The following is a 20,478-nucleotide window of genomic DNA, read 5'->3' as shown; positions in this document are numbered from 1 at the left end:
TTTTAAAGAACTATAAGTTTTGATACAATATTTTTGGAGGAATTTATGCCAATAATATCTACATCTCAAATCAGAAAAGATTTTTCAAATAAAAATATCCTAGACGGCCTGTCTTTTCTCATTGAAGAAAAAGATAAGATAGGTCTTATAGGCAATAATGGATCCGGAAAAACAACTCTTATGAAAATTTTGATTGGAGCCCTTGATAAGGACTCTGGCGATATTTATATCCAAAAAGATGTGAAAATAGGCTATCTGGAGCAAACTCCCACATTCGCCTTAGACAATGTCTACGATGAGATGATGTCTTCTTTTTCTGAGCTAATTGAAATAGAAAAAAAGCTCAAAGAAATAGAGCTTGCTCTTTCTAGCAAGGCTGTTGATAATCTGGATTCGCTCTTGAAAGAATATTCTCATCTTCAAGAGATTTATGAGTCTAAACAGGGATATGCTAAGGAGTCTCTTGTAAATGGAATGATAAAAGGGCTGGGATTTTCTGAAGAACAAAAAAATCAAGACCCCAAAATGCTCTCAGGCGGTGAGAAGTCAAGGCTTCTTTTGGGAAAGCTCCTTCTCTCTAAGCCCGATATCCTTTTTCTAGATGAACCAACTAACCACCTCGACCTCGAAGGAATCAGCTTTTTGGAAAAATATCTAAAAGACTATTCCGGCACCCTGGTCTTGATTTCCCATGACAGATACTTTCTCGATGCCATTGTAAATAAGATTTTCCTACTTGAGGACGGCAAAATACAAATATACAGGGGCAATTATTCCAAATTCTATGAGCAAAGAAAAAAAGATTTGGAAATGAAAAAGCACCAATATGACAATCAACAAAAAGAAATTAAAAGACAAGAAGAAATTATAAAGAGATTTAAAGCTTATGGAAATGCAAGATATATAAAGCAGGGCGAATCTAGGCAAAAACTCTTAGACAAAATGAAGAGAATAGATCCCATAGCTGAAAAAGAAGCCGCTAAAATATCTTTTAAGGTGGATATGGAAACTGGTTACAGAGTCCTTAGCTGTGAACAAGTTGCAAAATCATATTCTACGCAAATTTTTGAAAACATTTCCTTCGAAATTTTTAAAAAAGATAGAATAGGCCTCATCGGCCCCAATGGCATAGGAAAATCTACGCTTTTTAAGATAATAATGAAAAAAATACAAGCGGATAGAGGGGTCTTATCCTATGGCTCCAATTTGCGTATAGCTTACTTTGACCAAGAGCTTTCCAATCTCAATTCCAATTCAACTATAATAGATGAACTCTGGGATAGCTATCCTAAACTAAATCACTATCAAGTGAGATCTTATCTTGCTAAGTTCAACTTCATAGGCGACGATATTTTCAAGCTTGTAGGTGATCTTTCTGGCGGAGAAAGGGCGAGGCTTTCGCTTTTGAAACTCATGCTAGAAGGCGGCAACTTCATCCTGCTTGACGAGCCTACAAACCATTTAGACATAGACTCCAAGGAGGCACTAGAAGATGCCCTTCTAGATTACGAAGGAACTATACTTGCCATATCCCACGACAGGTATTTTTTAAATAAAATAGCCAACAAAATTTTCGCTGTGTCATCAAAAGGTCTAGACTCTTACCTCGGCAACTACGACTACTATTTAGAAAAAACGAGTTTAAAAGACGACGAAGATGAAAATGACCTACCTATTAGCAAGACGGAAAAAGAAAAAATAAAAAGGCAAGAAAGAGAAAACAGACAAAAAATCAAGAAAAAAAAGGCCGAACTGGAAGCTTTGGAAAATAAAATTCATAAAATAGAAGAAGATTTAAAAAAGCTAGATGAAAAACTCCAAGACCCATCTACCTACGAGGACTACGAACTTGTAAATTCCATATCTAAAGACAGAAATAATTTGTCAAAAGAACTAGATGACTTAATGGAAGAGTGGATGGACTTAGGCTGAGTATAAATAAAAAGGTGTTCTAAGTATTTTTAATAAATTAAATCTCATATGTGAAGATTATGGCTGCAAGCTGCGATAAATAAAAAATTCAGAAGATAAGTGCTTCTGAATTTTTTATTTTATCACTTATAAAATTGAACAAACTAACAACTGTCTTTTAAAAATAGCATCTCGGCTTATTTTTCTAAATAAGATATAAGGGGGTAATAGTCGTAAGTGACATATCATTAGCATTTATTTCATCCACAGAAACTTCAACTTGAAAAAATTTTTTTATATTTTCCTTTGTTAAAATCTCGTTCACTTCCCCAAACAAATAATTTTTATCTCTTCCAAGTAGCAAGGCCTTATCGGCAACACGAAAAGCATGCTGGGGATAATGAGTGTTGAATATACAAGCGATTTTTTCCTCTCTAGCCAAATATTTTATAATATTTAGTATCTTCAACTGATTTCTAAAATCTAAATTTGATTCCGGCTCATCTAAAATAAGCACCTTGGGTTTATTTACAAGAGCCCTTGCTATTAAAACCATTTGGAGTTCCCCACCGCTCATTTTATTTACCTTCACATCGGTCAAATACTCTATGCCCAGCCTCTCTATAACTTGGCGAGCAATTTCATAATCTTTCTGCTTGGGCGAAGAAACAATATTTATATGGGGATTTCTTCCAAGAAGAATCATCTCCATGGTAGTAAGCGAAAATGGCGGTGTCTTTGCCTGAGGCACATAAGATATTATCTTATATAAATCACTTGCCTTGTAAGACTTGATATCCTTACTTTCGACAAATGTGGCACCCTTTTTCCAGGGTATAAGCCCTATCAAACTCTTTAACAAGGTTGTTTTTCCTATACCATTGGGGCCTAATATTGCCAAGACCTCTCCCCTATCCAAAGATAGGCTAACCCCTTCAAAAAGAGCAGGCCTTCCTACCCATCCATATGATGAATTATTAACTTCAATTATCATAGCTCACCTTTTGATTTTCTAAGTAGCATTATAAATATAGGAGCTCCCAATAGACTACACAAGATTCCCAAAGGCAGCTCGGATGTCAGCAAGGTCCTTGAAAGAGTGTCCACCAATAGCAAAAAAGTTGCGCCAAAGCTTATGCTCGCAGGCACAATTATCTTAGTATTTACTCCGAAAACTATCCTACAAATGTGGGGGACAAGTAGACCCACCCAGCCTATAATTCCGCATAGAGCCACACAGCTTGCTGTAATAAGAGTGCTTGCAACAATAATCAAGCTCTTAAAAAGTTTTAAATTTATTCCCATGGCCTTAGCTTCATCTTCACTCAAAGACAAGATGTTTAATTTCCATCTCAGTATATAGATTATGATAGTCCCGGCTATTATGGCAGGCGAATAAAAGGCGATACTTCTAAAAGAAGCATTGCTCATACTACCCATTAACCAAAAGCTTATAGCCGGCAATTTACTTTGCGGATCTGCGACAAACTTAATACCCGACAAGAGGGCATTAAAGACTGATGTGACCACTATCCCCGATAGAATTAGCATAATCGTTGTGCTTGATCCATTTATATTTGCAATTATCATCGTAAGAATTACAGCAATAATTCCAAATGTCAGTGCCATCACCTGTATCATAGAAGAATTGCAATCTAAAAGTATAGCCAGAGCAGCTCCAAAAGCAGCACCCGAAGATACACCTAAAATATCTGGCGTTGTCAAGGGATTTGAAAAAAGAGATTGAAAGGCCACTCCAGCAACAGAAAGCCCCATTCCTACCAGAAGTGCCAATATTATCCTAGCTAGTCTTATTGAAACAACTACCAAATATCCCTGCTTATCTATATTGGGATTTCCACTTATCCAATCGAATATAATCGTTATAACTTCCTTAGGACTTAGCTGATATCTACCAAATACCCAAACTATTAATGATGTCAATAAGGGTAGCATAATCAATGCTACCCTTATTCTAATTGAACTTTTTACCATAAATTAATTCGCAACTTCAGAACTTGGATTAAATATAAAATCTATATCCGCATCAGACAATTCAATGTCATATAGATCTTTGTAATAATCCTTTATTCTCTTACTTAAATCTACATCTTTAAACAAATCGGGATTATTATTTTTTGCCAGCCACAAAAGAGCCAATGGCGCATCTGCTGACGGCGGATACCAATGGAATATTCCAATCGGGAACTTATGTACGTTCTTATTTTTTACAGCCTTAACTTGACTCCAATCATCATTGGCAGCAGCTGTATTATTATACAAATCTTCAGGTTTATATGCTGTAAAAGTGCTCAAATAAATAATATCTGGGTTCCACTTATAAATTTGTTCCATATCTAATTTTATGAAATTTTCTTTTACATCTCTGGCAACATGAATAGCTCCAGTAGATTCCAATTCAAATCTGGCAAATTGTTTTTCTCCAGATGTACTCTTACCTGATTCATCATAGCTTATAAGCAATAGAGCTTTAGGCTTATCAGCTTCTGATAAATTTTTAGTTCTTTCTGCTATTTCTTTTAGAGTCTTTTCTCCGTACTCTCTAATAGCAGTCGCCTTGCTTTCTTTTCCAAAAGCCTTGCCCAATAAATCAACCCAAGACATAAAAGTTTCAACTGTATTATAGTCTTCAACAGTCACATCAAAAACAATTGTAGGCACTCCCAATTTTTCAAATATTTCCAATTGGTCTGTCGCATAAGCTGGAATCAAAGCCAAATCAGGATTGAGCTTCATCAAAGACTCTTCATTTATAACTCCATCAGCATTTATAAAACTGCTATCCACATTAGCAACATTTGGATCTATCCTAGTAAGTAGAGAATTTTTAGCAACGCTAACCATTGCAGGATCCATACCTACGATAGTTTCAGCCGATCCTTGAAATAAGGTATAGGCACTTCCCATAGGCCAAAAAGTAATCACAACTCTTTTTGGATCTTTCGGCACCTTGACAGTCCTTCCTGCCTGGTCTACAACTTCCCTATACTCTCCGTCTTTGTTTGCAGTTTCCGTTTGCTTTGTCGTTTCCGACTCCGCCCCATTCTTTTTGTTTTCCTTGTTTTTGCATCCTACAAGCATCATGGAAAGAATAAGAACTGCAAATAAAATTTTTAAAATTTTTCTTTTCATAATTCCTCCTATTTCGTCAATCGGTTTAAACCAAAAGTATTATAACACAAACGATATTTGTTACCAATATATCGTTTTAATTTTTTCTACACTCTGCTATATATACGAGGTTTTATATATTAAGCGAGAAAAAATAAACATAAAATTTTTAAAAATATGCGGCCAAATATTTTTAATTTATTTATTACAAAGCAAATAAAAAATTCAGAAACTAAATGTTTCTGAATTTTTTATTTTTTTATTCTTACCATATGATCTTTTTTAATCTCTACGAGTTCCGTCTTTAAGTTTTTCAAATCTTCATTTGAGCTATCGACTCTATAATACTTTTCATATTCTTCTTTAGATTTTTCATCCAGATAAACTTTTCTCTTTTGGCCTGGATAATTTATCGGGACTGCCGATAAAAGCCCCTTAGTATATGGATGGAGAGGATTTTTGAAAATTTCTTTAGTAGCTGCATATTCTACTACCTCTCCCTTATACATTACAGCTATCTTGTCAGCTATATTTTCTACCACAGCCATGTCATGGGAAATGAAAATCATAGATATACCAAGTTCCATTTTCAAATCTTTCAAGAGATTTATTATTTGCGCCTGAATCGAAACATCAAGAGCAGATGTTGGCTCGTCTGCTATCAAGAGTTCCGGCTCTAGAGCAAGCGCTCTAGCAATTCCTATTCTTTGCCTTTGACCTCCAGAAAATTCATGGGCAAATCTATCCATGTGATAAGTAGAAAGACCCGTCAAAGATATTACCTTGTTCAATCTTTTATTCATTTCTTCTTTGGACATATTTTTTAGATTTTTTAAACCCTCTAAGATTATATCTCCTGCTTTTTGTCTGGGATTTAAGGATGAATAGGGATCTTGGAATATCATCTGAACCCTGCTTCTATAATCTCTGTAATCTTTTTTGTCCATCTTGTTTATATCCTTGCCATCAAATAGAATTTGTCCCTTTGTATCCTTGTAAATATTGGCTATACATCTTGCAAGTGTCGACTTTCCAGAACCAGATTCTCCAACTACTCCTAGGGTCTCTCCCTCTTTTATGTTAAGACTCACATCTTTTAAGGCCAAGAGTTTATTCTTACCTTGTCCAAATGTCTTTATTAAATTCTTTACCTCTAGGATATTTTTCTTGTCATTTTTTTCGAGTAAGGGGGTGAATTTTTTCTCCTTATCTAGAGAAATTTCATTTTTTGCAAATTCTAAAAATTCCTCTTTACTGCAGGATAAGCCCTCATACAAAAAGCATCCCACTTCATGATTACAAAGTTTAAAAGTTGGCGGAATCTCTTTTTCGCATATCGGCATCTTATAATCACATCTATCGTGAAAATAGCAAGAATCTTTGAGATTTATTATATTGGGTACGCTTCCTTCTATGTTGTATAGTTCTTCATTTTCAGCCCCCAATTTCGGTCTGGCTTCCAAGAGTCCCTTTGTGTAAGGGTGCATGGGATTTTTAAAAATATCTTCTGTCAATGCTCTTTCTACTATCTTGCCGGCATACATTACAACAACCTCATCTGCCATTTCAGCGACTACTCCAAGATCATGAGTTATAAACATTATAGACGTTGCGAACTCCTCTTTTAACTCCTTCATGAGTTCTAAAACTTTAGCCTGGATTGTCACATCAAGAGCAGTTGTAGGCTCATCCGCTATCAAAAGCTTGGGTCTTGTAGAAAGCGCCATTGCTATCATCACTCTTTGGCTTTGGCCTCCCGATATTTGATGAGGATAGGACTTGTAAATTTTTTCAACTCTCGGTAGCTTTACTCTTTCTAGCATTTCCAAAGATTTTTTCTTGGCATCTTTCTTACTCATCTTAAAATGATTCATGAATACTTCTGAAATCTGATAGCCGATTTTTAAAGCTGGATTTAAGGAAGTCATAGGCTCCTGAAAAATCATAGATATATCGCGACCTCTTATCTTTCTTCTCTCTTCTTTAGAGAGTCTTAAAAGGTCTCTTCCTTCAAAAAGAATCTCTCCATCGACCTTGGCTATCTTCTCATCCAAGATGCCCATTATAGTCGATGCTGTCACACTCTTTCCACATCCAGACTCACCTACAACAGCTAGGGTCTTTCCCTTTTCTATGGAAAAATTAAGACCATTTACGCTCTTTATAAACCCCTTGTCACTTTTAAAATATGTTTTTAGATTTTTTACTTCAAGTAGCATACTTACCTCCCCAACTTAGGGTCTAAAGCGTCTCTTAATCCATCTCCCAAAATATTTAGTGCCAAGATAGTGATGGCTATTGAAATACCGGGAAACATAGTAATATATGGATAATCTCTGATAAAATCCCTGCCTTCTGATAACATCTGTCCCCACTCTGGCATGGGAGGCTCAATCCCCATTCCTATAAAAGAAAGACTGGCAGCAGATAAAACTGCATAGCCCACTCCTATTGTCATTTGAACTATAACAGGTGCTAGGCAATTTGGAAGTATCTGCTTAAACATTATATTAAAATCACTTGCCCCCAAAATCCTAGCCGCTTCGACAAATTCATTTTCTTTAAATACCAGAGCTTGACCTCTCACAATTTTTGCATATCCTGGTATAGCCGCAACCGCCACAGCTATTATAAGGTTTTTCATCCCTCCTCCAAGAGATGCTGAGATTGCTATTGCCATTACAAGTCCAGGAATTGAAAGCATGATGTCCATTAGTCGCATGAGGGCGTTGTCTAAGAATCCTCCATAAAATCCTGATATAAGACCAATTAAAATGCCACTTACAGCCGCTAGTGCCATGGATATAAAGCCAATTTTTAAAGATATCCTAGCCCCAAACAAGATTCTAGTAAAAATATCTCTACCAAATTTATCCGTCCCCATGATGTGTCTTGCAGATGGGCTTAAAAATGTTTCTTGCAAGTTTTGATCTGCATAGTTATAGGGTGTCAGATAAGGAGCAAAAATTGCCATGAAAAATATCACAAGCAATATAAAAAATCCTAGTAGTGCCAATTTATTTTTTGAAAAATTCTTAATAAAAGTGAATAACCTTTTTTTCATCATTTCCCTCCTGACACTTTCAATTTAGGATCTATTACCATATAGAGGATGTCAACTACAATTGATATCAAGGCATAGGATAGGGCTATTAGCATTACCCCTCCCAAGACCATGGGATAGTCTCTAGTTTTTATCGAATCAACCATAAGCCTGCCTATACCATTTATTGAAAATATGGTTTCAGTAAGCACAGACCCGCCCAAAAGGCTACCAGCTTGCAAGCCTATTGAAGTTATGACTGGTATCATTGCATTTTTTAGAGCATGGACTAGAATCACTCGGGATTGTTTTAAGCCCTTGGCTCTTGCAGTCTTTATATAATCAGAATTTAGAACCTCTAACATAGAAGATCTGGTCATTCTCATTATAATAGCTGTGGACTGAAGTCCTAGTGCAAATCCAGGCAAAATCATGTGCCTGAAATCAGAAAAACCTGATGATGGCAAAACTTTGAGCTTGACTGAAAATATTATAATAAGGAGAAGGCCTGTCCAAAATATTGGCATGGCAAGTCCTATTAAACCAGCTAGCATTATTATAAAATCTGTAATCGTATTTTTCTTTAGCGCTGATATTATTCCAAATCCAAGTCCAAATACAAGCGTGACAGAAAGTGCGAAGGCTGTGAGTTTAATTGTATTGGGAAAGGCCTTTAGCATGGTTTGAGAAACCGATCTATTAGTTATATAAGATGTTCCCAAATCAAATTTAGTCAAAAATCCCTTCAAAAATCTGCCATATTGCACGAAAAATGGATCATCAAGCCCCATCTCTTCTCTTATCACTTGGACTTCAGCTTCGGATGCCTCAGGCCCAGCTTTTTGAAATGCCGCATCCCCTGGCGACATATACAAAAGAAAGAATACTGCCAAAGAAACGCCTAGCACTGTCGGAATTAAGTATAAAATTCTTTTAAAAATATAATTTTTCATAAATATCACTTATAAAAAAAGACCGGATAGACCGGCCTTAAATTTTTATTCTCCAAAGGTAACTGCCTTAAACACTTGTGCATATTCAGGCAACATTTTGAAATTATTTATAGCCTTCGATGCTCCATAGACTTGTTCGCCATACCAAATATCTACCCTAGGCATATCCTTTAGTATAATTTCTTGAGCTTTCTTGTATATTTCTTCTCTCTTTGCAGGTGCAACCGTTGAGATTCCCTCTTCAATTAGCTTGTCCACTTCCTTGTTAGAATACATTCCAAAATTAGGTCCTTGACCAGCCTTGTCCGAGTGGAAAGGAGAATATAAATATGAATCGGGATCGACAACTGACGGAGACCAGCTCATTATATACATATCTTCTTGCTTGGTCTTTAGGATATCCATATAAGCTCCCCATTCAAATTTTTCAACTTTTACATCTAAGCCAACATCTTTTAGTTGAGCTTGGACAATTGTTGCCACATCTTGTCTTTGCTGATTGTCATTTACAAAAAGTTTTATCTCTGTGCCTTCTTTTATGCCTGCAGCTTTTAAAAGCTCCTTAGCTTTTTCTACATTTCTTTGTCTTGCTTGTATTTTATCAGCGATAGAATATTTTGCTCTTGGAGAAATTGGACTTGTCGCAACATTTCCAACTCCCATATATACAGAGTCCACAATTTCTTTTAAATCTAAAGCATTTGCAACAGCCTCTCTTGCTAGAGGATTATTGAAAGGTGCTTTTGCCATATTAAATTGCAAGAAATGAACTGCATAATTTCCTTTTCTAAAAATTTGCAAATCAGGATTTTCTTCCAACTTTGAAATATCATTTGGAGCTATGTTAAATGCCATATCAACCCCACCACTTTCAAGTTCAACCATACGATTGGTGGCTTCTGGTATTACTCTGAAAACAAGCTCCTTAAATTGTGGTTTATCAGACCAATAGTCATCGAATCTTTCAAAGACCATTTCATTTTTAGGTTCCCAATTTTTAAGTTTAAAAGGACCTGTTCCATCTTCTTGGGATGCTAAATCAAGACTTTGAGCCGAGTCTTTAGAAATTATTGACAAGTATGGGTTTGTGAGTAGTTCCATAAAAGAACCTTGTGGCTTTTCCAAACTTAGCTCTAGACTTTGATCGTCTATCTTTTTGATAGAATCCTTGATTATATTCTTATAGGTGTTAGACGACTTGGTATTTTCTATGACCCTGTTTAAATTCCAAATTACATCGTCAACTGTGAGTTCCTTTCCTGAGTGGAATTTCACCCCTTGTCTAATCTTGATGACATAATTTTTGCCATCATCCTTTTCGTCTACGCTTTCAGCCAAGAGATTGTAAATATTTCCATCTTCATCTTTGGCAAGCAAGGTTTCATAAACCTGTCTCATTGCCAAATCGGAATAGTCGTCATTAAATACATTTGGATCAAGGCTTACAGCATCAGCTTGAACTGCTACTTTTAAATCTTGCTTGTCCTTTTTATCAGAATCACTCTTGCCACAAGCTGTAAGCATCAAACTTAGCACAAGTGCAAGAGAAATAAATAGCTTTCCTATCTTTATTTTCATAATAATCACCCCTTTAGATTATTCTTTTACTCTTTCTATATGGGCTCCTAAACTTCTAAATTTGCTTTCTATATCCTCATATCCCCTATCTATATGGAAAATATCATAAATCTCAGTTTCCCCTTCTGCTACAAGACCTGCAAGTATCAAGGCAGCGCCCGCTCTTAAATCGGTAGCTCTTACCCTTGCTCCTTTAAGCTGAGAACTTCCCGATACAGTGGCCTTTCTGTCTAGGCAAACTATATCTGCTCCAAGCTTGCAAAGCTCGTCTGCATGCATGAATCTGTTTTCAAAAACTGTTTCTAAAACCTGACTTTTGCCTTCAAGTCTAGTCATAAGTGCCATAAATTGTGCTTGCATATCCGTTGGAAATCCTGGATAGGGCATAGTTTTTATGTCGATTGCCTTTTGACAACTGCCGCTTATTACTCTTACACTGTCATCATCTTCGAAAACCTTGGCCCCACATTCGATAAGTTTTGCTATTACTGGTTTCATGTGAGATGGGATTACATTTTCTACTAAGATATCGCCGCCTGTCATTGCTGAAGCAACCATAAAGGTACCAGCTTCTATTCTGTCCGGTATGATTTGATGCTTGGCTCCGCCGAGTTTTTCGACTCCCTTAATTCTAATAGTAGAAGTGCCGGCTCCTGTCACATTTGCTCCAAGTTTTCTAAGGAAATTTGAAAGATCAACTATTTCTGGCTCCATTGCAGCATTTTCTATATAGGTTTCCCCCTTGGCAAGGCAGGCCGCCATCATTATATTTTCAGTAGCTCCTACTGACGGGAAGTCCAAATAAATTCTAGAGCCTACAAGCTCCTTACAAGATGCTGATATGGAAGCCAAGTCTTCTATAATCTCGGCTCCTAAAAGTTTAAAGCCCTTCAAATGCAAGTCTATTGGTCTAGAGCCAATATTGCAACCTCCCGGCAAGGAATTGACCGTCTTATTAAGCCTTCCCAAAAGAGGTCCCATAACGAGAAAAGAGGCCCTCATCTTACTCATTAAATTATAATCAGTAGTATAAGAATTGAGATTTTTGCCATTTAAAATCAAGGTGTTCTTGTCTTTTTTTTCGACGCTCACCCCCAAAGATTTTAAAACTTCGCACATAATCTCTACATCTTTTAACTCGGGAACATCTTCCAAGATGACGTCTTCTGTACTCAATATAGATGCTGCCAAAATTGGTAAGGCAGCATTTTTCGCCCCTGATATCCTAACTCTACCACTTAGAGGGGGGGACTGTTTCACTATAATTTTTTCCAAATTATTCTCCATTTTTAAATTACTAATAAAAAAATCGTCCCCGGGACGATTTAATCACTTGTCCAAAAGGCTATCAATTCTCTTTTTATCAAAGCCAACTACTTCTTCATCGCCAATTACAATTACAGGCACTCCTGTATAGCCCTTTGCCATCAATTCGCTTCTAGCTTCCTTGTCTGTTTGTACATTCTTTTCTACAAACTCTATATTCCTATCTCTTAAATAATCCTTTGCCATTGTACAATAAGGGCAAGTATTACTTGTATAAACTGTTACCTTTTCCATGTTTACCTCCTAATTTTATCATAGATAATAAATTCTTGTATGCTTAAATTTTACCCACAAGCTGCTTATTTAATCAAAAGTAGCTCTCTTAATTTCTCAAATTCTTTGTAATCCATATCCTGAGCCCTAATATTTTCTTCCTTGCCAAGACTTTTTAGAGAACTTATTATTTTCTCCTTGCTAAAGTCTTTACAAGTTGCATTCAAAGAATTTACAAGGGTCTTTCGTCTCTGGGCAAAAGCTCCCCTTACTATTCTTTCAAACTCTTGGTCCTGTCCCCTGTCTTTTAACTTTAAGCTTATAACTTGGCTTTCAACTTTAGGCCTTGGCATAAATACACTCGGTGGCACTCTGACCCCAAGTTTTGGCTCCGTAAAAGCCTGAATAAATACAGAATAGGATGAATAGTTTTTGCCGCCCTTTTCTTCAACCATTCTAAGGGCAAGTTCTCTTTGAATCATGCAGGTTATAGATTCTATTTTCAAGCCCGATTTTATAAGCATGCTTATTATGGGACTTGTGATGTAATAGGGCAAATTGGCAATTATTTTAAAACTCTGATTACCAAAATTTTCTTCTATTAGACCTTTTAGATCAATCTTTAAAATGTCATCAAATACGATTTTTAGATTTTCATAGGGCAGGGTTTCTTTTAAAATCGGCTCAAGTGTCTTGTCGATTTCAACAGCAAGAACACTTCCCGCCTTTATGCAAAGCTCCTCTGTCAAGGTGCCTATTCCTGTGCCTATCTCTAGAACTCTATCCGTCTTATCCAAATCGGCTAGTTCGGAAATTTTTCGCAAAATATTTCCATCAATTAGAAAATTTTGTCCCAAGCCCTTGGAGAAGGAAAAGTCAAATTTTTCCAAAACTTCTTTTAGTCTTTTGGGGCTATAAAGTCTTTCCATCTTCCACCTCTTTAAGGGCTTTTTCAAATTCCTCTCTTTCTATGCCAAAAGAATTTAGTCTTTTTAAAAACTGTTTTGCATTTCCATGTCCTATGCCGAGTTTGTTTGAAATTTGTGTTCTTTTAGTAGCAGCATCCGGTCCCATTATAAGACCTAGGGCGAAAAGCTCCTCTCTACTAAAGGTCTCTTTTGCTTCTACAAGTGATGCCTTGGCGTTTTTTATGGCCTCTTTTATATCTTCGACATTGGCATTTTCCACTCCTACATTATCTCCCTTCAAGGCCTTATTTCTCGGCAAAAAGGCATGCTTGGCAGTGGGAATGTTTTTAGCCAAATCTCTTCGGATTTTTTTGCCCATATAATCTGGATCTGTAAAAATTATGAGTCCACATCTTTTTTCTATTCTCTTTAGTGTATTTATAAGCTTTTTACCATAGCCAAAGCCACTTGTTGCTATGACCTCACAGTCAAGAGCCGCCTTCACAGCGCTTATATCATCCTTACCTTCTACTACTATTACTTCTTTTATCATAAATCACCATAAAATCTAAGAGTGTTTTTGTCACAGATTTCAATTAAATCTTTGACCTTGATTCCTCTTAGCCTTGCGATTTCTTCTGCCACATACTTCACATTCGAAGGCTCATTTCTCCTTCCCCTATAAGGCTCTGGTGTCAAGTAGGGGCAATCCGTTTCTAAGAGCAAATTTTCAAGCGAAATTTCCCTTGCCACTTCCTTCAAAGTTTTGGCATTTTTGAAGGTTACTACTCCACCTATGGACATATAGCATCCCAGCTTTTCATATTCTCTCATCATCTCAAGGGATTGAGAAAAACAATGGATTAAAAATTTCAAATCAGGATACTTTTCTTTATAGGATTTTATTATTTCAAAAGTTAGTTGAGATGCCTCTCTCGAATGGACAACTACTGGCATATCCAAACTATTTGCAAGTTCGATTTGCCTTTTAAAAACTTCTTCTTGAATTTCTCTTGGAGAGTTGTCGTAGTAAAAATCTAACCCAATCTCTCCTATCGCTCTGACTTTTTTGTTTTTAGCCAGTTCTTTTAATTCTTCCTCTATTTCGTCATTATAGCTAAAAGCATCATGGGGATGGATACCCACAACAGCATAAATTTCATCATACATCTTTGAAAGTTCAACAGAGGCTCTGGAGCTTTTTATATCAGCTCCGATATTATAAACTCTGTCAAGCCCCTTTGCCATAAGAGAATTTATAACCTGGTCTCTATCCTCATCAAAGCGTTCGTCGTCTAAATGTGCATGAGAATCTATCATGATATGACAGCTCCGTCCTTAATATTTTCCAAGGCTCCAGTTAGAGAAAGATTGCCATCTTCATCTTCGCAGGCAAGGAGCATTCCCTTGGATTCAATTCCTCTAAATTTCATAGGCTTTAAATTCGTAAGAACTAGTATTTTTTTGCCGGTAAGTTCTTCCTTGCTGTATTTGTTCTTTATATTTGTTACTATGGTTCTTCTTTCTTTGCCTATTTTTAAATTCAAAAGATAGAGCCTGTCAGCCTTGGGATGGTCTTCGACACTTTCAACTAGAGCTAATTTTATTTCTAATTTTTCAAAATCTTCTAGTGATATTTCCTTCTTAGCCTCTGGAATGCTTTCAGAAACTCCTCCACGCTCCTTTAACTTTTCTTCTCTTGCTTCTATTAATTTTGTATTCTCCTCATCCAGTCTTGCAAGTTCCTTTTCTATGTCAAGCCTTGGGAAAATGGCATCGCCCTTATTTACCCTGGTTCCAACTTTCAAAAGTCCAAACTCCTTGGCATCGTCAATTTTTATATCGCCTTCTACGCCAATTTGTCTTCTAATTTCGAAAGAAGTATTTACTAAAAATGGTGATGCAAGGATTGAAATTATCCTAAGAGATTCAGCTAGATTATACATCACAGTCGCAAGTCTTTTTTTGTCGCCATCTTTTGCCAATTTCCATGGTTCAGTTTCATCGACATACTTGTTGGTTCTTCTTACAAGAGTCCATATATCTTCAAGAGCAATAGAGAATTGATAGTCCTCCATAGCCTTTTCATTCTTAGCCCAAATAGAAGTTGCCAAAAGCTTCAAGTCCTTGTCTGGATCTTCTTCTTCATAAGGTTCTGGCACAAGACCTCCAAAATATTTTTCTATCATGGATACAGTTCTTGATAGAAGATTTCCAAGGTCATTGGCAAGATCTGAGTTTAACCTTTGCAACATTTTTTCCCTTGTAAAAGACCCATCTTGACCAAAAGAAAATTCTCTCAAGAGAAAATATTTTAAAGCGTCAACCCCATAAAGCTTTATTATTGGTTCTGGGTAGATGACATTTCCCTTGGACTTACTCATCTTGTCATTGTCAAAAAGAATCCAGCCATGGCCGAAAATTTGATCTGGCAAAGGCAGATCCAAAGCCATCAAAAGAGCAGGCCATATTATAGTGTGAAATCTTATAATTTCTTTTCCAACTAGATGGACTCCTGCCGGCCAATAACCCTCAAATCTGGTCTTATCCTTGTCGCCTATTCCAAGAGCTGTAAGATAACATGTCAAGGCATCTATCCAAACATAGACAACATGTTTTTCATCAAAGGGTACCTTGACTCCCCAATCAAAAGATGACCTCGACACAGATAAATCTTCCAAGCCATCTTTCAAAAAATTGTTTATCATTTCATTTTTTCTTGAGAGAGGCTTTATAAAGTCTGGATGCTCTTCATAGTATTTTAAAAGCTTGTCCCTGTACTTGGAAAGTCTAAAGAAATAGGATTCCTCTTTTTGCTTGTGAGTCTTTCTACCACAATCCGGGCAGGTGTGATCTTGTCCCAATTGATTTTCTGTCCAAAAAGCTTCACACGGAGTGCAATAGTATCCTTCGTATTCGCCCTTATAAATCTCGCCCTTGTCATAGAGTTTTTTGAAAATAGTCTGCACATCTCTTACATGATCCTCATCAGTAGATCTTACAAAGGCATCATAATTTATATCCATGGTCTTCCAAAGCCTTTTAATATCTTCAACAATCATATCCACATAGGCCTTGGGTTCCATTCCCGCTTCGTGAGCCGTCTTTTCTATTTTTTGACCATGCTCATCGCTTCCCGTTGTAAAAAATACATCATAGCCTTGAAGCTCTTTGAATCTCTTTATAGCATCGGCAGCCACAGTACAATATGTATGACCGATGTGTAAATTGCCGCTAGGATAATAAATAGGCGTTGTAAGATAAAACTTTTCTTTCATATTTTCCCTCAACTTTCGAAATTTTTTCAAAAAAAACGGCCTCTAAGGACCGATTTTCAGTGCTTATTTTTATAAAGCTATATTATTTAAAATCTATTGAATACTATCTCTTTTAACCACCAAAACATTGCACTTTGCAGTATTGATGACCTTGTTAGAAACAGAGCCGAGCAAGGTCCTTGAAAATGCACCCAAGCCTCTATTGCCCATGATAATCATGTCAACTTGATTTTTTTCAGCAAATTCTATAATTTTGCTAGCCGGGTTTCCGCTAGTATAAAAAATCTCATGCTCATTTTTGTAACCGTCCAACTCTTTTTCAACTTCAGAAAGAACAAACTCCGCCCTTTCTGTATTCGCCTTCTCAATTTCTAGAGAATATGGAAAGCTGGAGGGATGTTGATCAAAAAATTGAGCCTCTGGGATTACAGTCAAAAGATATATCTTAGCCATCAACTTTTCCCCAAGCTCCCTTGCAACCTTTACGCATTGCTTTGAGCTGCTTGAACCGTCAACTGGAACTAATATTTTCATAAAATCTCGCCTCCGTCAAATATATTATATATATTTTAGTATATCACAATGAAATTTCAAATAAAAAGTCTATTTTATAAGTGCTTAAGTCTTTTTAAGTGGCGTTTAAAAATTTAAAACTCATACTTTAATGATACAAGTTTTTCAACTTGTACCATCAGCTCTTAATCTTATTAACCCACGATATTAAAAACACTTTTTCTTTTAGAAAATACTTCTTAAGATTTGAAAAAATCATAGCTTTTTAAATAATTCTTTCTCTTTTTTAAGAAGGTAATTTTTTCTTTGACTTATATGTGTTGAATTAAATTGAGATTTTCAATACAATATTCATATAGTCATTTTTAAAAGGGGGAAATAATGAAAGTTGTCATTTGCATGGGAGCCAGGTGCGCCATGATGGGAGCTAACGGCATCTATGATGCTGTCGAGTACCTTAAAGAAAATATACATAACTTTGATATTGAAACTGATGAAAATGCTGAAATTGATATTGAATTGGGGCATTGTCTGAATTATTGCAGACAAAGCAATATCAACGAAGCTTCTCCAGTTGTCATAATTGACGGTGAAGTTATGTTAAGAGCGAGTGCTCAAGAAGTTAGTGCTAAGATTATTGATAAATTGAGAATTTAAATTAGATTGGGGTTATATGAGGGAAACATATGGTACTTTAGTAGATATTAGGAGAAAAGTTTTCGCAGAAATTGCGAGAATCGCCTATAATGACTTAGATATTTCAGAGCTTGAAAATTCGTCTTATAGGATAGTTCCAGGAGAGATTGCTAAGTACAGAGATAATATTTTTAGAGAAAGAGCTGTTGTAGAAGAAAGACTAAGGCTTGCTCTTGGACTTGATGTAAGAGAGCTTGGAGTCTTTAAGAGAATCACTGATGGTTTTGATAGGGTGGACTTGGATACAAACGCCTATGAAAAACCTCTGATAAATGTAATAAAGTTTGCTTGTCAGGCTTGTCCTACCAAGGCATATCATGTTACCAGTACTTGTAGAAGGTGTGTGGCTCATCCTTGCACCAATGTCTGCCCGGTAAATGCTGTTTCTATAGGCAATAAGCAAAGCGAAATCGACAAGGATAAATGCGTAAAATGCGGCCGCTGTGCCGAGGCTTGTCCCTACAATGCGATAATAAAATATGACAGACCTTGTGCAGAGGTATGCGGTGTGAAGGCCATAGGGTCCGACTCTCAGCTAAGAGCCGAGATCAATCAAGATAAGTGTGTGGCTTGTGGCAGATGTATGGAGGCTTGCCCCTTTGGAGCCATTTCAGACAAGACACAAATTTACCAAGTTATAAAGGCTCTAAAGGCAGGCAAAAAATTATACGCCGCAGTTGCCCCTTCTTTTGTCGGTCAATTTGGTGCCAAAACATCCGTTTCACAAATTTTCGAAGGTTTGAGACGACTCGGCTTTAAAGAGGTTGTAGAAGTTGCAATAGGAGCTGATATAACTACTCTACACGAAGCCAAGGAGTATTTGGAAAGAGTGCCCGAGCAAATTCCTTTTATGGGTACATCTTGTTGCTTTTCTTGGTCTTTGATGATTAAAAATGAGTTCCCCGAGCTTGCAGAACAAATCTCCGACTCTGGTTCTCCTATGCGCTATACTGCAAATTATATAAAGAAAGAAGATCCAGAAGCAGTAGTTGTCTTTATAGGTCCCTGCACATCCAAAAAGCTAGAAGCCATAGATACCAAAATAAAAAGTGATGTGGACTTTGTCCTTACCTTTGAAGAAGTCATGGGTATGTTTGTAGCTAAAAACATCGAGCTTTCACAAATAGAAGCATCAGAAGCACAGGACAACGCCTCCTCATTAGGTAGGGGCTATCCAATGGCAGGTGGAGTTGCCGAGTCTGTAAAAGAGGTCGCTCAAAAATTGCAACCCGACAGAGATATAAATGTTCAGGGCGCAAATAGTCTTTCAGAATGTATAAAGATGTTAAAACTAGCAAAAGCTGGCCGCCTAAATGGCTACTTGCTAGAGGGCATGGCTTGCCCAGGTGGCTGCATAGCAGGAGTAGGCACTCTCGTTTCAGTACCAAGAGCTAAAAAGCAAGTCGAAACTTTTATGCAATCATCCAAGATTCAATCGCCCTTGGAAAACGAAAATATTTAAAAAAAATTCCTAGAAAATCACTTCTAGGAATTTTTATTTTATTTAATTAATTTTTATTTTATTTAATGAATTTTTGCAAGTGAACCCATAGGATCCCAAGCTTCCAATTCTATTGGTTCTTCTTCATAGGCTTTTAGGATTTCTTTAGACAAGTGTTTTTTATTTATTAAAACTTGGTACATATACTCGTTGAACCACTTGTCACTCATTACTAAAAATCCTTCATGACCAGCATCTTTTCCCCATGAATTTTCTACTCTAAATCTCTTGAATTCCTTCTTGTCTCTGTCGTATTCGCATCCCATAAAGACCATGGCATGAGTCATAAGAGATTCTCCGTAGTCCAATCTTTCTTCCTTGTCAAATGCGAAATCCACATTCCAAAGCTCGTCAACTCTCAAAGTTTCCAAATCTAATCTGGAACCTTTTCTGTAGAAAAATTGTCCCACATCACAACCGAACCATACCGGTTCTCCATCTTCAAGTTGAGCTAGAACAGCCTTTTTCATTTCATCTATCGGCACATTTACATATCTTACCCTGTCGCCTTCTGTGACATTGCCAAGGAATTTTACTGTGTAAGATTTCATGTATGGCTTGTCTTTTGTTGGGGCATTTATAAGAGAAACATAGTCATCAAGCCTCATACGAACGCAATCATTAAAAAAGTCTTTTGGAGAAATATTTTTTATAGATACGAGTTTGTCATCCTTATCTCTAGCTTCAAAATCTATCTTTTTAGGAGGCGTACCCAGAGAAATTGATAGGGCTCTGTAAATAGATTTCATCATTTCTTCAATCATCTTTGAAATCTCTTCCTTAGACTTTCCTTCTTCATTAGCTTTTCTCAAATCCTTTGCATACATTCTCAAAAGCTTTGTAAGATAAGTATTCATAAAGCTTGTGCAAGATGAATTTTCCGTTTCCGGCATGGCATACTTAGGCACTACACCATATTTTCTAACTATGTTTTTAAACATATCCCATTGACCACCATCGCCCATAGGACTAGCCAAGAGATGGGCTACGATTCTACTGTGAATATCTTGGTCAAAAGTCCTTACGATTGATTCCAAAAAATAATTGCATCTTTCTAGCTTGTCATAGAAAAGTGTGTAGTTTTGTGAAAGTTCAAAGTCGCTCAAGTTGTAATTTTGGCAGAGCTTGTATTCCATAACATTTAAGGATGCAAACATCCAGCATCTGCCCGATTGCTTTTGGTTATATACTTTTGTTTCTTTTAGGTTGACATTGAAGCTATGGCGATTATCGTCATTTTCAAATCTGTTTACAGAAGCTTCAACAAGACCAGTATTGCAAGCTGCTCTTTGAGCAATCCTATTGCATCTTTTAGCTTCAAATTCTTCTTGCAAATCTTTTAAAAATTCTTTTTCCAGTTTCATTATATCTTTCCTTTCTATGCTTGATAATTTATTTCAATTTATGCTAATATTATACTCTTTTT

At 36.5% G+C, this 20,478-nt stretch carries 18 protein-coding genes and 1 pseudogene; 3 read left to right on the top strand and 16 right to left on the bottom strand.

Features of this window, described 5'->3' with window-relative positions; all coding sequences use genetic code 11:
* The first annotated feature begins 45 nt into the window (after positions 1-45).
* Positions 46-1,932 carry an ABC-F family ATP-binding cassette domain-containing protein gene (locus tag LV469_07400; GenBank protein UHR02461.1) on the top strand — a complete coding sequence of 629 codons (1,887 nt, stop codon included), beginning with the start codon at positions 46-48 and terminating at the stop codon, positions 1,930-1,932.
* Between the two features lie 184 nt (positions 1,933-2,116).
* On the opposite strand, the gene LV469_07395 is transcribed toward LV469_07400, so the two are convergent.
* The 15 genes and pseudogenes from LV469_07395 to LV469_07325 form a co-directional block, all read right to left on the bottom strand.
* The gene (locus LV469_07395; GenBank protein ID UHR02460.1) at positions 2,117-2,905 is read right to left on the bottom strand and encodes an ABC transporter ATP-binding protein; all 789 of its coding nucleotides are present in this window, start codon (positions 2,903-2,905) and stop codon (positions 2,117-2,119) included.
* Complete coding sequence (locus tag LV469_07390) at positions 2,902-3,867, bottom strand: iron ABC transporter permease (protein ID UHR02459.1); 966 nt, start codon at positions 3,865-3,867, stop codon at positions 2,902-2,904. Before LV469_07390 ends, LV469_07395 begins: the two co-directional genes overlap by 4 nt.
* Before the next feature lie 42 nt (positions 3,868-3,909).
* Positions 3,910-5,064 carry an ABC transporter substrate-binding protein gene (locus LV469_07385; protein UHR02458.1) on the bottom strand — a complete coding sequence of 385 codons (1,155 nt, stop codon included), beginning with the start codon at positions 5,062-5,064 and terminating at the stop codon, positions 3,910-3,912.
* 230 nt (positions 5,065-5,294) lie between these two features.
* Positions 5,295-6,332, bottom strand: a complete 1,038-nt coding sequence (locus tag LV469_07380; protein ID UHR03599.1) for an ATP-binding cassette domain-containing protein — start codon at positions 6,330-6,332, stop codon at positions 5,295-5,297.
* A pseudogene (locus tag LV469_07375) lies at positions 6,312-7,262 on the bottom strand (ABC transporter ATP-binding protein). The gene LV469_07380 and the pseudogene LV469_07375 overlap by 21 nt, the downstream one beginning before the upstream one ends.
* 2 nt (positions 7,263-7,264) lie before the next feature.
* Complete coding sequence (locus tag LV469_07370; GenBank protein UHR02457.1) at positions 7,265-8,107, bottom strand: ABC transporter permease; 843 nt, start codon at positions 8,105-8,107, stop codon at positions 7,265-7,267.
* The gene (locus LV469_07365) at positions 8,107-9,039 is read right to left on the bottom strand and encodes an ABC transporter permease (protein UHR02456.1); all 933 of its coding nucleotides are present in this window, start codon (positions 9,037-9,039) and stop codon (positions 8,107-8,109) included. Before LV469_07365 ends, LV469_07370 begins: the two co-directional genes overlap by 1 nt.
* Before the next feature lie 45 nt (positions 9,040-9,084).
* Entirely contained in the window at positions 9,085-10,617 is a 1,533-nt protein-coding gene (locus LV469_07360) for an ABC transporter substrate-binding protein (GenBank protein ID UHR02455.1), read from the bottom strand.
* 18 nt (positions 10,618-10,635) lie between these two features.
* On the bottom strand, positions 10,636-11,892 hold the full coding sequence (gene murA, locus LV469_07355; protein ID UHR02454.1) for a UDP-N-acetylglucosamine 1-carboxyvinyltransferase: 1,257 nt from the start codon (positions 11,890-11,892) through the stop codon (positions 10,636-10,638).
* A 54-nt stretch (positions 11,893-11,946) separates the two neighbouring features.
* On the bottom strand, positions 11,947-12,177 hold the full coding sequence (locus LV469_07350; protein UHR02453.1) for a glutaredoxin family protein: 231 nt from the start codon (positions 12,175-12,177) through the stop codon (positions 11,947-11,949).
* Positions 12,178-12,242: 65 nt separating this feature from the next.
* A complete protein-coding gene (gene rsmA / locus LV469_07345; GenBank protein UHR02452.1) occupies positions 12,243-13,085 on the bottom strand; it encodes a 16S rRNA (adenine(1518)-N(6)/adenine(1519)-N(6))-dimethyltransferase RsmA in 843 nt (280 codons plus the stop codon).
* Positions 13,069-13,617, bottom strand: coding sequence for a ribonuclease M5 (gene rnmV / locus LV469_07340; GenBank protein UHR02451.1), 549 nt, complete (start codon positions 13,615-13,617; stop codon positions 13,069-13,071). Before rnmV ends, rsmA begins: the two co-directional genes overlap by 17 nt.
* Positions 13,614-14,384 (bottom strand): TatD family hydrolase, encoded by a 771-nt coding sequence (locus LV469_07335; GenBank protein ID UHR02450.1) that lies wholly within the window; start codon positions 14,382-14,384, stop codon positions 13,614-13,616. The genes rnmV and LV469_07335 overlap by 4 nt, the downstream gene beginning before the upstream one ends.
* Complete coding sequence (metG, locus tag LV469_07330) at positions 14,381-16,342, bottom strand: methionine--tRNA ligase (protein UHR02449.1); 1,962 nt, start codon at positions 16,340-16,342, stop codon at positions 14,381-14,383. The genes LV469_07335 and metG overlap by 4 nt, the downstream gene beginning before the upstream one ends.
* Positions 16,343-16,435: 93 nt before the next feature.
* Complete coding sequence (locus tag LV469_07325; protein UHR02448.1) at positions 16,436-16,876, bottom strand: universal stress protein; 441 nt, start codon at positions 16,874-16,876, stop codon at positions 16,436-16,438.
* Between the two features lie 360 nt (positions 16,877-17,236).
* On the opposite strand from LV469_07325, the gene LV469_07320 reads away from it, so the two are divergent.
* Both LV469_07320 and LV469_07315 read left to right on the top strand, forming a co-directional pair.
* Positions 17,237-17,512, top strand: coding sequence for an NAD(P)H-dependent oxidoreductase subunit E (locus LV469_07320; GenBank protein UHR02447.1), 276 nt, complete (start codon positions 17,237-17,239; stop codon positions 17,510-17,512).
* A 16-nt stretch (positions 17,513-17,528) separates the two neighbouring features.
* Positions 17,529-19,013 carry a 4Fe-4S dicluster domain-containing protein gene (locus LV469_07315; GenBank protein UHR02446.1) on the top strand — a complete coding sequence of 495 codons (1,485 nt, stop codon included), beginning with the start codon at positions 17,529-17,531 and terminating at the stop codon, positions 19,011-19,013.
* 62 nt (positions 19,014-19,075) lie between these two features.
* Here LV469_07315 and LV469_07310 read toward each other — a convergent pair whose 3' ends face one another.
* Entirely contained in the window at positions 19,076-20,416 is a 1,341-nt protein-coding gene (locus tag LV469_07310) for a C1 family peptidase (protein ID UHR02445.1), read from the bottom strand.
* Positions 20,417-20,478 lie beyond the last annotated feature (62 nt).

It is taken from the genome of Peptoniphilus sp. GNH (assembly GCA_021307325.1).
In the GTDB taxonomy this organism is placed as follows: Bacteria; Bacillota; Clostridia; order Tissierellales; family Peptoniphilaceae; genus KA00134.
This window is presented reverse-complemented; position numbering and strand designations above follow the sequence as displayed.

Bases quoted from the DNA above. Each gene is read 5' to 3' on its own strand.
- LV469_07400 (UHR02461.1), top strand. From the start codon at position 46: ATGCCAATAATATCTACATCTCAAATCAGAAAAGATTTTTCAAATAAA.
- LV469_07395 (UHR02460.1), bottom strand. From the start codon at position 2,905: ATGATAATTGAAGTTAATAATTCATCATATGGATGGGTAGGAAGGCCT.
- LV469_07390 (UHR02459.1), bottom strand. From the start codon at position 3,867: ATGCTACCCTTATTGACATCATTAATAGTTTGGGTATTTGGTAGATAT.
- LV469_07385 (UHR02458.1), bottom strand. From the start codon at position 5,064: ATGAAAAGAAAAATTTTAAAAATTTTATTTGCAGTTCTTATTCTTTCC.
- LV469_07370 (UHR02457.1), bottom strand. From the start codon at position 8,107: ATGAAAAAAAGGTTATTCACTTTTATTAAGAATTTTTCAAAAAATAAA.
- LV469_07365 (UHR02456.1), bottom strand. From the start codon at position 9,039: ATGAAAAATTATATTTTTAAAAGAATTTTATACTTAATTCCGACAGTG.
- LV469_07360 (UHR02455.1), bottom strand. From the start codon at position 10,617: ATGAAAATAAAGATAGGAAAGCTATTTATTTCTCTTGCACTTGTGCTA.
- LV469_07350 (UHR02453.1), bottom strand. From the start codon at position 12,177: ATGGAAAAGGTAACAGTTTATACAAGTAATACTTGCCCTTATTGTACA.
- rsmA (UHR02452.1), bottom strand. From the start codon at position 13,085: ATGGAAAGACTTTATAGCCCCAAAAGACTAAAAGAAGTTTTGGAAAAA.
- rnmV (UHR02451.1), bottom strand. From the start codon at position 13,617: ATGATAAAAGAAGTAATAGTAGTAGAAGGTAAGGATGATATAAGCGCT.
- LV469_07335 (UHR02450.1), bottom strand. From the start codon at position 14,384: ATGATAGATTCTCATGCACATTTAGACGACGAACGCTTTGATGAGGAT.
- metG (UHR02449.1), bottom strand. From the start codon at position 16,342: ATGAAAGAAAAGTTTTATCTTACAACGCCTATTTATTATCCTAGCGGC.
- LV469_07325 (UHR02448.1), bottom strand. From the start codon at position 16,876: ATGAAAATATTAGTTCCAGTTGACGGTTCAAGCAGCTCAAAGCAATGC.
- LV469_07320 (UHR02447.1), top strand. From the start codon at position 17,237: ATGAAAGTTGTCATTTGCATGGGAGCCAGGTGCGCCATGATGGGAGCT.
- LV469_07315 (UHR02446.1), top strand. From the start codon at position 17,529: ATGAGGGAAACATATGGTACTTTAGTAGATATTAGGAGAAAAGTTTTC.
- LV469_07310 (UHR02445.1), bottom strand. From the start codon at position 20,416: ATGAAACTGGAAAAAGAATTTTTAAAAGATTTGCAAGAAGAATTTGAA.